The following is a 15,333-nucleotide window of genomic DNA, read 5'->3' on the forward strand; positions in this document are numbered from 1 at the left end:
TATCCATTATATAGGAGAATAACAAAAAGACGTGCAATGAGTGCACGTCTTTTTTTGTTATGTTTTGTCGAATTGTCGATATATTATCGTTTCTCGATCGCCACAATAAATGGCGGGTTATTTTGCTGGTTAATGAAGCCGTATCGCAGTACGTGTGCTTGTTTTTGGTCTAGTTCTTCGGCAAATTTAAGTACAGCGTCGCGTTCTACTTGTCCTTCTGGATGTCCGTGGTAAATAACAAGGACGATGATACCTTCAGGCGCCATTACTTCTAATAATTGTTCGATCGCTGAGATTGTTGAGTTCGGTTTTGTAACGATATGCTTGTCTCCGCCTGGAAGGTAACCTAAGTTAAAAATTGCGCCTGTTACTTTTCCTTTTGCATCTTCTGGTAATACGGATAGAAGTGTATCGTGACTATCATGAACTAAAACAGTACGTTCGAAAAGTTCTTTTTCTTTTAGATGAGTTGTTGAGCTTTCAATTGCCTCTTTTTGAATATCAAATCCAAATACTTTTCCGTTATCTCCAACGATTTCAGCTAGGAAGCAAGTGTCATGCCCATTGCCTAAAGTTGCATCTACAGCGTAATCGCCTTCTTTTACTGCCGTTTGCAGAAGCGAGCGAGCAAACGGTAATACACGTTCTAATTTCATTTTTGTTTCTCCTCATTTGCATATTTTCCTTGCCAGCTTCCGCGGCGTACAAATTCTGCATCGATGGAATTTAATACTTCCCATTTATTTAAGCTCCACATCGGACCGATCATTAAATCAGGTGGGCCGTCACCTGTGATACGGTGCACAATTACATCTTCTGGAATAATTTCAAGTTGGTCAACAACGAGACTTACGTAATCTTCAAGAGAAAGGAATTCTAGTTGTCCTTTTTCATATTGCTTCACCATTGGCGTTCCTTTTAATAAATGGAGTAAATGAATTTTAATTCCTTGTACGTCAAGCTTCGCTACTTCACGAGCTGTTTCCATCATCATGTCGTAATCTTCAAGTGGAAGACCGTTAATAATATGAGAGCAAACTCTAATGCCGTGTTTGCGTAATTTATTTACACCTTCAACGTAAGATGGATAATCGTGAGCACGGTTAATCAGATTTGCAGTACGTTCATGGACAGTTTGTAATCCGAGTTCAACCCAAAGATACGTGCGTTTATTTAAGTCCGCTAAGTATTCAATGACATCGTCCGGTAAACAATCTGGACGAGTTGCGATAGAAAGACCGACAACGTCTTTTTCTGCTAAAAGCGGTTCGAATTTTTCTTTTAACACTTCAAGTGGTGCATGTGTATTTGTGTACGCCTGGAAATAAGCGATACACTTTCCATCTTTCCACTTTGAGTGCATTTTTTCTTTCATTTCATGATATTGCGTTATAACATCATCGCGGCGATCGCCAGCGAAGTCGCCAGATCCAGCAGCACTGCAAAATGTACAGCCGCCATAAGCAACTGTACCGTCACGGTTCGGGCAATCGAAGCCAGCATCTAATGAAACTTTAAAGATTTTTTCACCAAATTCATTTCGTAAATGGTAATTCCATGTATGATAACGTTTATTGTCGTTTGTATATGGAAAAGGGTTTTGAACCTTCATTATTTTCCCTCCTAAGCCGAGTCAAAATGAAACAAATAAAATCCATTATAACATACTCATAAGGTTCAGATGGAAGGGACACACTAAAGAGGAATTGAAGCAAGGAGGGACAATTATGGCAGAGCGTCAATCACTTGAATCGTATATTACACAAGCTGAACAAGCGGTGGAATATGCGAAAGAACAATTAGACCAAGGTATGAGACAAGAGCATTACAATACGATGGAGTATTCGGATGCGCAGTTACAATTAGAACAAGCATATAATGACTTACAAACTATGCAGCAACATGCGAATGATGAGCAACGTGAGCAGTTAAATAGAGCACGTATGGCAATTCGCCAATTGCAACATCAAATGATTATTACACCGCACTAATAAGGAGTGAATGTTATGGCAAAACGTTCAAATCAAAATAATCCAGAACAAAAAACGCAAAATGGACATAACGCTGAATTTTCAAATGAACTTGATCCAGTTGTGCAAGTGAAACAGCGTAACAGTAAAAAAGGACAACCTCAAAGATCAAAGCAATCAGAGTAAACCAGGTCGCAATATGACCTGGTTTTATTTTATCCCGCTATTTGTGGGCAGTAAGACTCCCACCTCAAAATTCGGCTGGAGCAAAGAAGTTAGATGGGAGTCGGGCTGCCCGTAGACGCCCGATTGGTGAGGGCTGATTAAAGTTTTATTTTATTATATTACAATAACACAAGATTCCTGTAAGGTTTGTCGATAGTTATAAGCCCACTTCTCCAGTAGAGTAAGGAAGGATTAAATTTTATACAAGGAGTTGCTTTATGGGGAACAATATTACAAACAAACGAATTGATGAGTTAGATTACATTCGTGGTTTCGCACTACTGGGGATTATTTTAGTAAATATTCTTGCACTACTTAACATTAAAATTCCAGATCCTAATACAGTGGATGCAAGTTATCAAAGGTTTCTATACTTATTTGTAGAAGGTCGTTTCTTTTCAATCTTCTCATTCTTATTTGGAGTGGGATTCCATATCTTTATCTCTAGAGCGATTGCGAAGGGGAAAAATGGATATGTTTTATTTTTACGCCGTGTAGTTGCGCTATTTATTTTTGGCTACATTCATCAAATGTTTCAACCTGGAGAAGCGTTAACGCTATATGCAATTTACGGGTTAATGGTTTTACCGTTTTATAAAGCGAAAAAAGAAGTGAACTTAGTAATCGGTCTTATTTTGACAATTACCTTTAGTGTACTTGCTGCGAAAGAATTTTTACCGCTAAGTTTAATTTTATTAGGTCTTGCTGCAGGGCAGTATAAAGTATTTGAAAATCTTTCAGCGAAAATAAAGCAAGTCGCTATTTTTACAGGCATTATGTTTGTTTTAAGTGTTGCAGCTTTATGGTATCAATATGGGCACGTCCCTGCTGCTCCATTTGTAAATATGATACTTGAGAATGAGGATGGGACAATGGATGCTGCAAGCCAATTCTTAAAAATTGGTATTACAGTTGGAACAATTATTTCAGCTTTCTATGTTGGAGCATTAATTTTACTACTTCAATTAAAACCAGTTCAAACATTGCTAGCACCACTGAAGTACTATGGTCGTATGGCTTTAACGAATTATATTGGACAAACTGCAATGATTTTAATTGCAGGAAGTGTATTTAACTTTGCAGGAAATTTAACGTACATGCAGACGTTATATGTGTGTATCGCAATTTATGCAATTCAAATTGTGTTTAGTGTAATTTGGATGAAAATCTTTAAAATGGGTCCACTAGAATGGATTTGGCGTATTGCTACGTATTGGACGGTAACACCTTTAAAGAAATAAAGAGAGAAGTGGGCTGTTCCTTTTGTGGAACAGTCTATTTTTTATTGTCATCTTTTTCGGTCAGTTGATATTACTTGTCGAATCACTAATAAAATTTCGTTTCCCAATGAACCTTACACACTCATCTTTTTATATTACAAAAGTGTAAGGTAAATGTAATGTTAACAAATAGCAGTTCCTCTCCAAAAGGCGCAAAATAGGTAATGGAAAAACAAGCGTAGGAGGATATATATGACGAAACCAGTTGTAGACGTAAAAAACGTTCAAAAAGTGTACGGTAAAAAAGGTGAGAACCAATCACACGCATTAAAAGGTGTTTCATTCTCAATTCAAGAGGGTGAGTTTGTTGGAATTATGGGACCATCTGGTTCTGGTAAAACGACATTATTAAATGTAATTTCAACGTTAGATAAAGCAACGGGCGGTGTTGTCGAGATTGCGGGTACGGATATTACGAAAATGAAGCAAGGTGAGCTTTCTGATTTCCGTTCACAAAAATTAGGATTCATCTTCCAAGACTTTAATTTATTGGAAAACTTATCTATTTATGAAAACATTGCACTTCCACTTTCACTCCAAGGTGTTTCATCACGTAACATTGGACCGAAAGTAGAAAAAGTAGCAGATATGTTAGGCATTTCAGCTATTCTTCAAAAATACCCATCTGAAGTATCTGGTGGACAGAAACAACGTTCAGCAGCAGCGCGCGCTTTAGTACATGAACCTGCAATTATTTTAGGGGACGAGCCAACAGGAGCGCTTGATTCTAAAAATGCAGCGAGTTTACTTGATGCGATGACAAACTTAAATAAAGATCAAGGCGTATCTATTATGATGGTTACACATGATCCGTATAGTGCAAGTTACTGTCAGCGTATTTTATTTATTCAAGATGGTGAGCTATATAAAGAAATTCATCGAGGCGGTACACGTGAAGAGTTTTATAAAGAAATTTTAGATGTGCTTGCAGACTTAGGTACACAAAAAGCATAAGAAAGGAGGTCTAGGGCATGTTATTTAAACTTTCCATGTCAGGGCTAAAAAGTAAGCTGAAAGATTATATCGTCTTACTTGTTGGTCTTGTCATGTCCATTTCAATTTTTTATATGTTCCAAACATTAGCGTTAAACGAAGCCTTCCTTAAGGAAAATTCTACTATTGGTCAAATTGGATTTGTATTCCAAGCAGGTTCATTTTTACTAGCTATTATAACGTTCTTCTATATTTTGTATGCGAACTCTTTCTTACTATCTCTTCGTCAAAAAGAGTTTGGTATGTATATGATGTTAGGAGCAAAAAAGCATAAAGTTACATTACTTATGTTTATTGAAACAATCGTATTAGGTGCTGCGTCTCTTGCGATTGGTATTATAGTTGGGGTAGGACTTGCAGAAGGTATCGGACAGTTATTAATGAAACAATTAGAATTTGCTGGTAAAGGCTATAAAGCATTTTATTTACCATCAATGACTGTTACTTGTATCTTCTTCTTTGCACTATTTGTATTATCAGCAATTATGAACAGTATTAAATTATCACGTATTTCTGTATTGCAACTTGTACATGCAGACGCACAAACAGAACGTGTTGCAGTAAAAGGGAAAATGACAGGTTTAGTTGCATTCCTTGCGGTTATTTTATTAGGTATTGGCTATGCATCAATGATTTACATGGAAAAACTAAGAGAAATGGGAATCATTATTGCATTAATTACAACAACAGCTGGTACTTACATGCTATTTGGATCACTTCTCCCGGTTATTATTAAAAAGTTAAAAAGTAATAAAAAACGTAGTGAAAAAGGACTTAACGCATTTACGTTTGCACAATTAAATTTCCGTATTAATAGTTTAACGAAAGTGCTTGCGACAGTAGCTATGTTAGTTGCTCTTGGAGCCGGTGCAATTTCAGGTGGTATGGCGTTTAAAAATAACGTTATAAAAATGGTTGATGGTTTCGTAATATATGATTCAGTAGTTCATAATCCAACTGCTGAAGAAAAGAAAGTTTTAGACGGTATTACATTTAAAGAGAAAAGTGAATATCGTTACAAAGTCGATGATAAATACGTTTACTATGTAAAAGAGGATTTAGAGAAAAATCGTCCTTTAGTAAGAGATATGGCAAATATGAAATCGATGAAGGATTTAGTGAACACGAAGAAAGTTTCAGCGGACTTGCCAGTAGGTGCGGTTTCTAGAGAAATGAATGAAAAAGATGCGAATGCTAAAGCACTTCCAGAAGAATGGGACGAGGCTTTCAGAACAATCCAGCCATTCTACGTACATGAAGATCATGCAATTAAAATTGTAGATCAAAAAATGTACGATACTGTAAATGGTAAAGAAGGAATCGTATTTACTGGAAAAACAGATGATTTTGAAGCACACACAAAAGAATGGAAAAAACTTGACGAGTTGCAACTAGATAAATATAAAAATATACAAGCTGAAAGATTAGATAGTAAATATCAAGCTTACGACATGTTCTACGGAGTTGCGAGCGGAACGGTGTTTATGGGATTCTTCCTTGGAATTGCTTTCTTAGCAATGATGGCAAGTTGTTTAATGTTTAAAATTCTTTCAGGTGCATCAAAAGATATTACGCGTTATCAAATGCTTCGTAAAATCGGGGTGCGCCGTGAATTATTAACGAAATCAATTTATAAAGAGTTATTCTTAGTATTCCTATTCCCTGCAATTGTAGGTATTGCTCACGTATTAGTTGGTATGAATATTTTCGGATTTATTTTAATCGATCCGTACTTCCGTATTTGGGTACCAATTGTAATTTTCGTAGTTATTTACACGATTTATTACTTCATTACTGTTCAATTGTATAAAGGAATTGTTCTTCCGAGAGAAGATTAATAGGTAAAAAGCCGAGTGAATGCGCTCGGCTTTTTGTATTTTCAGAAAAAAACGCTTTAATGTTACTGAAATATATAATATTATATAAATAAGTAACATAAAATAAAAGTAGAAGCAGCTGGATAAGAAAAGGAGGAATCCGATCTGTAGAAAGAGGCTGAACCTTTTATCCCCACACTTTTTTCTAACCACACCGTATTTGTACAATCGTAAGTTTCCACATTAAAAATTGCCGAGACGACAGAAGTATATTGTAAAAATAATGGATAAGACATGGAAATCCCATGGCATGATAAGGTAAAATGGACAACATGATGAGAAAATTACCGTTCATAAGATGAGGAGAATACATGTATGGAAGTTGTAGAGGCATTAAAAGATATAAGCCAAATTGAGGCTATGAAAAAGTATTTACAAGAGCACTCGCAGCGAGATTATCTTTTATTTGTTATTGGAATTAACACAGGTTTAAAAATTACTGAACTACTGAGTATGAAATTTGAAGATGTATTAAATGAAGATGGAACTGTTAAAGAGTTTTATTCTCTTCCTGTGAAAGATGAAAAGTTTAAACAGGATATTTATTTAAATACAAAAGTAAAAGAAGCGCTTTTAGATTACGTACAATCTATAGATGTTAAAAGAGAAAATTACGTATTTCAATCTAATAAAACGACGAATTCAATTACGCGCCAACAAGCGTATCGTGTAATTCATCGTGCTGCGGAAGCGGTTGGAATTGTTGGTAAGATTGGAACGAATTCAATGAGAAAAACATTTGGGTTTCATGCGTACAAAAGAGGGATAGCGATTGCACTATTGCAAAAACATTTTCATCACGCAACTCCATCAGAAACGCTCAAGTATTTAGGCATTTCAAAAGATGAAAAGTTTAAAACGGAGATTGATGTAGATTTGTAAAAGCCGTAACTAAAAACTTTAGGAGGCGGAGAATATGAATATTAGAGAAAGTGAACTTCCAGGTATCGGTTGTAAGTTTGAAGTAATTACAAAAGGTAATGAAAAAATGGTTATCGTTATTCATGATGATGGAAGAAGGGAAATGTATCATTTTGATGCGGATCATGATGAGAGTATTTCAAGTATTTCTCTTCGCGATTCTGAAGCAAGACAAATTGCGGCTATATTAGGCGGAATGGTATATAGACCACAAGCTTTAGATACAATTGAAATGGCTTTTGAAGGATTATCCATTGAATGGTTTAAAGTAGAAAATAACGCACCAGTGGTACAGAAAACAATTGGTAGCTTACATGTGCGAAAAACATATAACGTAACGATTATTGCTATTTTGAAAAAGAATATGAAAAAGTTCTTCAATCCAGGTCCAGACTCTATTATTGAAGCTGGCGATATGCTCGTATTATCAGGTGAAAGGCATGAAGTGAAAAGAATTATTAAGGAGTTGCTTTCAGCAGGAGGTGACTCATAATCGATGGATACTTTAGTCTTTGAAGTTGGAACTGCGTTAGTATTAGTAGCTTTTGCAGCAATCCTCGCTGCAAAGTTAAAGTTCTCGATTATTCCGTTTCTCATTATACTCGGTATGCTAGTGGGGCCTCATGCTCCAGATTTAGGGCTTATCGATTTAAGGTTTATTGAAAGCGGAGAAGTTATTTCCTTCCTCGGCCGTATTGGCGTCATATTCCTCTTATTCTACTTAGGATTAGAATTCTCGATAAAAAAATTAATTAAATCAGGAAAGTCAATTGCTCTTGGGGGAACCGTTCATATATCACTTAATTTTATATTAGGTTTACTTTATGGATATATAATGGGTTTCCCCTTATTAGAAACATTAATTATTGCCGGGATCATAACAATTTCATCGAGTGCAATTGTCGCAAAAGTAATTGTTGATTTAAGAAGATCTGGTAATAAAGAGACAGAACTCATTTTAGGGATCATTATGTTTGATGATATCTTTTTAGCTGTATATTTATCAGTCGTTTCGGGGTTAGTACTCGGAGGTGCAACATCATTTATAGGTGCCCTTACATCGGTGTTAATCGCAGTAGGGTATATGCTACTATTCTTTGTAATCGCTAGAAAAGCTACGCCGATTCTAAATAAAGTGTTAGATATTTCGTCCAATGAAATTTTTATTATCGTAATATTCGCTATTTTATTCTTTGTGGCAGGATTTTCAGAAACGATTCATGTTGCAGAGGCTATAGGTGCATTATTATTAGGGCTTGTCTTTTCTGAAACAGAGCATAGTGATCGAATTGAGCATCTCGTCGTCCCGTTTCGTGATTTTTTTGGAGCTATATTTTTCTTCAGTTTCGGTTTAAGTATCGATCCTTTTACGCTCGGAGGAGCAGTGTGGTTGGCATTAGGAGCAGTTTTCATTACTCTCATTGGTAATTTTATAGCTGGAATGTTTGCAGGGCGTAAAGCTGGTTTATCCCATAAAGCTTCTACGAATATCGGTTTAACACTTGTATCACGCGGAGAATTCTCGATTATTGTCGCGAATATCGGAATCGCGGGTGGCTTAATGGCAACGATTAAACCATTCTCAGCTCTATACGTTTTAATATTGGCATCGTTAGGCCCATTGTTAACGAAAGAGTCTGGGAGAATATACTCCTTGCTAGATAGGGTATTTAAATGGAGCGCTAAAGAACGTGCGAAGCGAGAAAAAGAAGTTGGATAGTATAGGGGAGACTATGTGAAGTTCATGTAGTCTCCCTTTATTTATATAGTGTTATTGATGTCGTTTTTTGTAGGTAAGTCGATAAATTTTAATAATCGCCGATATAGTTCAAGAATCGCTGATATATTTTCAAGCGGCAATCAATATAATTTCATTCACTGACATGCCGTTATCTGAATTTCATCAACTATTAATCAGTTGCCTTCCTATTTAAAAACGACTACAATTTTACTGTTATATATATGAACGAAAAAAATAGAATAGGAGGGGAGACTATGCCAAGGAAAGTATGGCTATTAGTAGCTGGGATGATTATTAATGTCACGGGTGCTTCTTTTTTATGGCCTTTTAATACAATTTATTTGCATGATCACCTAGGAAAATCTTTATCAGTGGCCGGAATGGTATTAATGATTAACTCGCTTACTGGTGTAATCGGAAACTTGCTCGGCGGTGTTTTATTTGATAAATGGGGCGGTTATAAATCAATTTTAGTAGGGATTGTTATTACACTTGTATCGATTTTAGGTCTTGTGTTTTTCCATGGTTGGCCGTTATATGTTGTGTGGCTAGCATTAATTGGCTTTGGTTCTGGAATGGTCTTTCCATCGATGTATGCGATGGTTGGTACGGTTTGGCCAGAGGGCGGAAGACGAGCATTTAATGCGATGTATGTTGGACAAAACGTTGGGATTGCGATCGGAACAGCGTGCGGTGGTTTAGTTGCGTCTTATCGTTTTGATTATATTTTCTTAGCGAACTTTATTTTATACTTTGTTTTCTTCTTAATTGCTTTTATTGGATTCCGAGGTATGGAAGACAAAAAAGAGCAAGGAGTGCAAAAAGAAATCGAAACGAAAAAAGGGTGGACGCTTACACCTGGATTCAAAGCACTTCTTATCGTATGTGTAGCATATGCTTTATGCTGGGTTACATACGTACAGTGGCAAGGGGCAATTGCAACACATATGCAGGAATTAAATATTAGTCTGCGTCATTATAGTTTATTATGGACGATAAATGGAGCGATGATTGTTTGTGCGCAGCCATTAGTTAGTATGCTAATTCGCTGGATGAAGCGTTCTTTAAAACAACAAATTATGATCGGAATCATCATTTTTGCTGCGTCATTCATTGTGTTAAGTCAAGCGCAGCAATTTACGATGTTCCTCGTTGCGATGGTGACATTAACAATTGGTGAATTATTCGTATGGCCAGCAGTTCCGACCATTGCAAATATACTTGCGCCGAAAGATAAATTAGGCTTTTATCAAGGTGTTGTAAATAGCGCAGCGACTGTAGGGAAAATGTTCGGACCGGTCGTTGGCGGAGCGATTGTTGATATATACAATATGGAAGTATTGTTTATAGCGATCATGGTAATGCTTGTAGTAGCGATTATAGCAACAAGCATTTATGATAAACGAGTAAAAGTAGAAGAAACAGTTGAAGAAAAAATTGCAGTTTAGTTTGACGGAACATGTAACATGTTTTAGAATATATTTAATTAACTCATATTTGTAATAACAGTGAGAAGGAGTAGTAGTAATAGAAGCTGGTTTAGAGAGTTGACGGTCGGTGCAAGTCAATCCACGTTTCGTTATGAACTCGCCTTTGAGTTGCAGTTGTGAAACTAATAGTAGCAATTGCCGTTAATCCACGTTACGGATCTAAGCGAATGTATATATTACATTAATTTAGGGTGGTACCGCGGGAATCTATAACCTCTCGTCCCTTTCTAGGGATGAGAGGTTTTTTGTATTTTGGGCGGTGAAAATAAATAGAATTTCAAGGAGGTTATCTCATGAGCTTTAATCATCAAGAAATTGAGAAGAAGTGGCAAGGGTATTGGGAAGAGAATAAAACATTCCGTACGCCAGATGAGACAGAAAAACCAAAATTTTATGCACTAGATATGTTCCCATATCCATCAGGTGCAGGCTTACACGTAGGTCATCCAGAAGGTTATACAGCGACAGATATTTTATCTCGTATGAAGCGTATGCAAGGATATAACGTTCTTCATCCAATGGGATGGGATGCATTCGGCCTTCCAGCAGAGCAATATGCACTTGATACTGGGAACAGCCCGGCTGAATTTACAGAGCTTAATATTAATACGTTCCGTAATCAAATTAAAGCATTAGGCTTCTCTTACGATTGGGATCGTGAAGTGAATACAACGGATCCAAACTACTACAAGTGGACACAATGGATCTTCCTAAAACTATTTGAAAAAGGCTTAGCTTACGTTGATGAAGTACCTGTAAACTGGTGCCCAGCACTTGGTACAGTACTTGCAAACGAAGAAATTATTGACGGTAAGAGTGAGCGCGGTGGACATCCAGTTGAGCGTCGTCCGATGAGACAGTGGATGTTAAAAATTACAGCTTACGGAGATCGTCTATTAGAAGATCTAGATGAGCTTGATTGGCCAGAAAGCTTAAAAGACATGCAACGTAACTGGATTGGTCGTTCTGAAGGTGCAGAAGTACACTTCAACATCGATGGTACAGATGAGAAGTTTACAGTTTTCACAACGCGTCCTGATACACTATTTGGTGCAACATACTGTGTACTTGCTCCGGAACATGCGCTTGTTGCAGAAATTACAACAGCAGAACAAAAAGAAGCTGTAGAAGCTTACATTAATTCTGTAAAAATGAAGAGTGATCTAGAGCGTACAGAACTTGCGAAAGAGAAAACTGGTGTATTCACTGGTGCTTACGCAGTTAACCCAGTAAATGGTGAGAAATTACCAATCTGGATCGCTGACTACGTTCTTGCAACTTACGGAACAGGTGCTGTAATGGCAGTTCCAGCTCACGATGAGCGTGACTATGAATTCGCATCAGTATTCAATCTTCCAATGAAGGAAGTTGTAAAAGGCGGAGATATTACGAAAGAAGTGTACACAGGTGATGGTGCACACGTAAACTCAGCATTCCTTGATGGTTTAAATAAAGAAGAAGCAATCGCAAAAATGATTGAGTGGCTTGAAGTAACGAGCGCAGGAAATCAAAAAGTAACGTACCGTCTACGTGACTGGTTATTTAGCCGTCAACGTTACTGGGGTGAGCCAATTCCAGTAATCCATTGGGAAGATGGCACAATGACAGCTGTGAAAGAAGAAGAATTACCATTAGTTCTTCCAAAAACAGAAAACATCCGTCCTTCAGGTACAGGTGAATCACCACTAGCTAACATTGAAGAGTGGGTAAATGTTGTTGATCCTGAGACGGGTAAAAAAGGTCGTCGTGAAACGAACACAATGCCACAATGGGCGGGTAGCTGCTGGTACTACCTACGCTACATCGATCCAAACAACAGCGAAGCACTTGTAGACCCTGAAAAAGTAAAACAATGGCTTCCAGTTGATATTTATATCGGCGGAGCAGAGCACGCTGTACTTCACTTACTATATGCTCGTTTCTGGCATAAAGTATTATATGATATCGGTGTAGTTCCAACGAAAGAACCGTTCCAACAATTATTCAACCAAGGTATGATCTTAGGTGAAAACAACGAGAAAATGAGTAAATCAAAAGGCAACGTTGTAAACCCAGATGATATCGTAGCAAGCCACGGTGCAGATACACTTCGTCTATACGAAATGTTCATGGGACCATTAGATGCTTCAATTGCTTGGTCTGAAAATGGTCTTGACGGAGCTCGTCGCTTCCTAGACCGCGTATGGCGCCTATTCATTCAAGATAACGGTGAATTAAGTGAGAAAATTACTGATGCACCAAACAAAGATCTTGAAAAAGCTTACCACCAAACAGTGAAGAAAGTAACAGAAGACTATGCAGAGCTTCGCTTCAACACAGCGATTTCTCAAATGATGGTATTCATCAACGATGCATACAAAGCTGAAACACTTCCAAAAGAATATGTAGAAGGTTTCGTAAAAATGATTGCACCAGTTGCACCTCACATCGGAGAAGAGCTATGGAGCAAACTTGGATACAGTGAAACAATCACATATGCAAGCTGGCCAACATTTGATGAGTCTAAACTTGTAGAAGATGAAGTTGAAATCGTTGTTCAAATTATGGGCAAGGTTCGCGCAAAACTAACAATGAGTAAAGACGCATCAAAAGAAGAAATGGAACAACTTGCACTTGAGGCAATCAAAGAACAAATTGAAGGAAAAACAGTTCGTAAAGTAATTGTTGTTCCTGGAAAACTTGTTAACGTTGTTGCAAACTAATTCATTTTAAAGAAAAACTCAGAGCATTTATGCTCTGAGTTTTTTTGCGTGAAAAATAAGTTCTGGATCACCTTCATCTAGGTTTTCAATTATTCCACTGCGTATAAAACCGTTCGCTTTAAACACTTTTTGCATACTTTCATTCGACTCGTTCGTTGAAGAAAAGATTTTTTGAGTAGGGGAATGCCTTAACATATATGAGATTAATGAGCTTGCATGACCTCTCCTTCTTTTGACTGGCGAAACAATTATTAATGAGAGGAAAGTACAATCAAAGAAATTTGTATCGTATGTTAGAAAACCAGAAATGGAATTGTCCTCTTTTGTAATTATGCAGTTTCCAGCATCAATAGCGTGTTTAATATAATTTCGTCTACTATCGTTTCCAATTACATCCATATCTATATGAACAATTGAACCTAAATCGTCGATTGAAGCCTTTGTTACGTTCTCCAAAGAAAATGCCCCCTTCAAGTGAAAGAAAAATAATCAGTCCATTAATCCTATCATGAATGAAGAACGAAGAAAAAGGTGCGGAATTCCCATATAGACAAACACCTATTTTTCTATAGGAAATATGATAAAAAAGGTAGGTTAAATTGAGCAGAAGAGGTGAAAGGAATGAAAGGGATGGACAATAATGCACCACATGGCTTCTTCGGAGGTGGATCGGATAGTTATGGACAAATGATGTTCATGGGAGGAGATGGTCAACACGGATATGGCGGAATCCCAAGTTGGATGGGAGGAGCGGCTGGAGGATTTCCGACGTCAGTGGCTGGAGCACAGACAGGAATTCCGACATTGGTAGGAGGAGTGCCTGTAGGTATGCCAACTACATTTCCATCTTTCGTAGGAGGAGCACAAGGAGGAGTGCCTGTAGGTATGCCAACTACATTTCCATCTTTCGTAGGAGGAGCACAAGGAGGAGTACCTGTAGGTATGCCAACTACATTCCCATCTTTCGTTGGCGGTGTACAAACAGGATCTCCTGTACCTAGCGTCGGTGGCTTCCCTCAAGGTGTTCACGGTCATCATGTGCACCATGAGCATCACGGTCATCACCAGCATCACGGTCATCATCAACAACAAATACATCACCACGGTCATCATCAAAGTCATCCGCAGGCTGTCCTTTATCAAACTCATCAAAGTCATCATCATGGTCACCAAGGCCAGCATCAACACCACGGTCATCATGGTCATCATCAACACCAACACCACGGCCATCATCAGCAACAAGTACATCACCAAGGCCAGCACCAAATTCACCCGCAGGCTGTCCTTTATCAAACTCACCAAGGTCAACAGCATCACCAAGGTCAACATCATCACCAAGGTCAACAGCATCACCAAGGTCAACAGCATCACCAAGGTCAACATCATCACCAAGGTCAACACCATCATCAAGGTCAACATCATCACCAAGGTCAACAGCATCACCAAGGTCAACAGCATCAGCAAGGCCAACAGCATCAGCAAGGTCAACAACAATACCAACAGTATCAGCAGCAACAACAGCCTTGGGCAGGTGGAATTGGAGCAGGGGCGGCAGCAGGAGCAGCAGCTGGTACTGCAGGAGCAGCGGGACATGCGGGACACGTGGGTCATTAATGAATTGCAGAAAAAAAGATATAATAAAAAACTGCTAGGTAATCCTAGCAGTTTTTTTCTGCCTCTTGACGTTGGCGTTCGATTTCCGCACGAAGTTGTGGTTCCGGTGCTTGCCATCCTTCTGGTTTCATAATTTTGCCGTCGCCCTCGCGGAATCGAGGCTTTCCATCAGGGAATAGTTTTGCCATGTTGGCATTGTTTACAATTTCAAATCCTTTATCTGGACGTACGCCCATTTCTGCAAACGTTCCGAATGCAAAGTAAATAAGGTCAATAAGTGCATCGTATTGATCTTCAACAGTCGTTGCTTCTAGAAATTCTTCTAGCTCTTCTTGCATAAAGCTAGCACGAATTTTTGCGCGCTCTTCTGTTAATTTTGTTGGAGTATTTGTCACAGGATGTCCGAACTCTTCATGCATTTTTGCAACAAGTTCGTATCCTTTATCTAAACCTTTTTCGTTTGTCATGTTGTTTCATCCTTTCTCGTTTTCTGCCGAATTTCATTGTAACATAAGGTGAT

Annotated in this window: 15 protein-coding genes and 1 other annotated feature; of the genes, 11 read left to right on the forward strand and 4 right to left on the reverse strand. The window is 38.0% G+C overall.

Going from position 1 to position 15,333, the window contains the following annotated elements:
- Positions 1–83: 83 nt before the first annotated feature.
- On the reverse strand, positions 84–656 hold the full coding sequence (gene mnmM / locus JDS80_RS11690; RefSeq protein ID WP_075716907.1) for a tRNA 5-(aminomethyl)-2-thiouridylate-methyltransferase MnmM: 573 nt from the start codon (positions 654–656) through the stop codon (positions 84–86).
- The gene (gene mnmL, locus JDS80_RS11695; protein WP_071771096.1) at positions 653–1,612 is read right to left on the reverse strand and encodes a tRNA modification radical SAM protein MnmL/YtqA; all 960 of its coding nucleotides are present in this window, start codon (positions 1,610–1,612) and stop codon (positions 653–655) included. Before mnmL ends, mnmM begins: the two co-directional genes overlap by 4 nt.
- A gap of 115 nt (positions 1,613–1,727) precedes the next feature.
- Here mnmL and JDS80_RS11700 point away from each other — a divergent pair, with 115 nt between their 5' ends.
- The 10 genes from JDS80_RS11700 (at position 1,728) to leuS (ending at position 13,199) form a co-directional block, all read left to right on the forward strand.
- The gene (locus tag JDS80_RS11700) at positions 1,728–1,991 is read left to right on the forward strand and encodes a YtzC family protein (RefSeq protein ID WP_000840869.1); all 264 of its coding nucleotides are present in this window, start codon (positions 1,728–1,730) and stop codon (positions 1,989–1,991) included.
- A 15-nt stretch (positions 1,992–2,006) separates the two neighbouring features.
- Positions 2,007–2,156 carry a hypothetical protein gene (locus JDS80_RS11705; RefSeq protein WP_060750066.1) on the forward strand — a complete coding sequence of 50 codons (150 nt, stop codon included), beginning with the start codon at positions 2,007–2,009 and terminating at the stop codon, positions 2,154–2,156.
- Positions 2,157–2,413: 257 nt separating this feature from the next.
- On the forward strand, positions 2,414–3,436 hold the full coding sequence (locus tag JDS80_RS11710) for a DUF418 domain-containing protein (RefSeq protein WP_199638521.1): 1,023 nt from the start codon (positions 2,414–2,416) through the stop codon (positions 3,434–3,436).
- A 231-nt stretch (positions 3,437–3,667) separates the two neighbouring features.
- A complete protein-coding gene (locus JDS80_RS11715) occupies positions 3,668–4,429 on the forward strand; it encodes an ABC transporter ATP-binding protein (RefSeq protein WP_071771094.1) in 762 nt (253 codons plus the stop codon).
- Between the two features lie 17 nt (positions 4,430–4,446).
- Positions 4,447–6,306, forward strand: coding sequence for an FtsX-like permease family protein (locus JDS80_RS11720; RefSeq protein ID WP_199638523.1), 1,860 nt, complete (start codon positions 4,447–4,449; stop codon positions 6,304–6,306).
- Positions 6,307–6,660: 354 nt separating this feature from the next.
- Positions 6,661–7,227 carry a tyrosine-type recombinase/integrase gene (locus tag JDS80_RS11725; RefSeq protein WP_199638525.1) on the forward strand — a complete coding sequence of 189 codons (567 nt, stop codon included), beginning with the start codon at positions 6,661–6,663 and terminating at the stop codon, positions 7,225–7,227.
- Positions 7,228–7,261: 34 nt separating this feature from the next.
- Positions 7,262–7,759 carry a cation:proton antiporter regulatory subunit gene (locus tag JDS80_RS11730; RefSeq protein WP_002089091.1) on the forward strand — a complete coding sequence of 166 codons (498 nt, stop codon included), beginning with the start codon at positions 7,262–7,264 and terminating at the stop codon, positions 7,757–7,759.
- Positions 7,760–7,762: 3 nt separating this feature from the next.
- Entirely contained in the window at positions 7,763–8,986 is a 1,224-nt protein-coding gene (locus JDS80_RS11735; protein WP_199638527.1) for a cation:proton antiporter, read from the forward strand.
- Positions 8,987–9,261: 275 nt separating this feature from the next.
- Positions 9,262–10,455, forward strand: coding sequence for an MDR family MFS transporter (locus JDS80_RS11740; protein ID WP_199638529.1), 1,194 nt, complete (start codon positions 9,262–9,264; stop codon positions 10,453–10,455).
- A gap of 51 nt (positions 10,456–10,506) precedes the next feature.
- Positions 10,507–10,725, forward strand: a binding site (T-box leader).
- A gap of 65 nt (positions 10,726–10,790) precedes the next feature.
- Entirely contained in the window at positions 10,791–13,199 is a 2,409-nt protein-coding gene (gene leuS, locus JDS80_RS11745; protein WP_071771089.1) for a leucine--tRNA ligase, read from the forward strand.
- 27 nt (positions 13,200–13,226) lie between these two features.
- Here the strand turns inward: leuS and JDS80_RS11750 are convergent, their stop codons facing one another.
- Positions 13,227–13,655: a GNAT family N-acetyltransferase gene (locus JDS80_RS11750; RefSeq protein ID WP_071744457.1), complete on the reverse strand. Its 429-nt coding sequence runs from the start codon at positions 13,653–13,655 to the stop codon at positions 13,227–13,229.
- Positions 13,656–13,820: 165 nt separating this feature from the next.
- Between JDS80_RS11750 and JDS80_RS11755 the strand changes: the two genes are divergently transcribed.
- Positions 13,821–14,813 (forward strand): VrrB protein, encoded by a 993-nt coding sequence (locus tag JDS80_RS11755; protein ID WP_199638531.1) that lies wholly within the window; start codon positions 13,821–13,823, stop codon positions 14,811–14,813.
- Between the two features lie 44 nt (positions 14,814–14,857).
- Here JDS80_RS11755 and JDS80_RS11760 read toward each other — a convergent pair whose 3' ends face one another.
- Positions 14,858–15,280 carry a pyrophosphohydrolase domain-containing protein gene (locus JDS80_RS11760; RefSeq protein WP_000180548.1) on the reverse strand — a complete coding sequence of 141 codons (423 nt, stop codon included), beginning with the start codon at positions 15,278–15,280 and terminating at the stop codon, positions 14,858–14,860.
- Positions 15,281–15,333 lie beyond the last annotated feature (53 nt).

It is taken from the genome of Bacillus cereus group sp. N8 (assembly GCF_016483685.1).
Classification (GTDB): Bacteria; Bacillota; Bacilli; order Bacillales; family Bacillaceae_G; genus Bacillus_A; species Bacillus_A proteolyticus.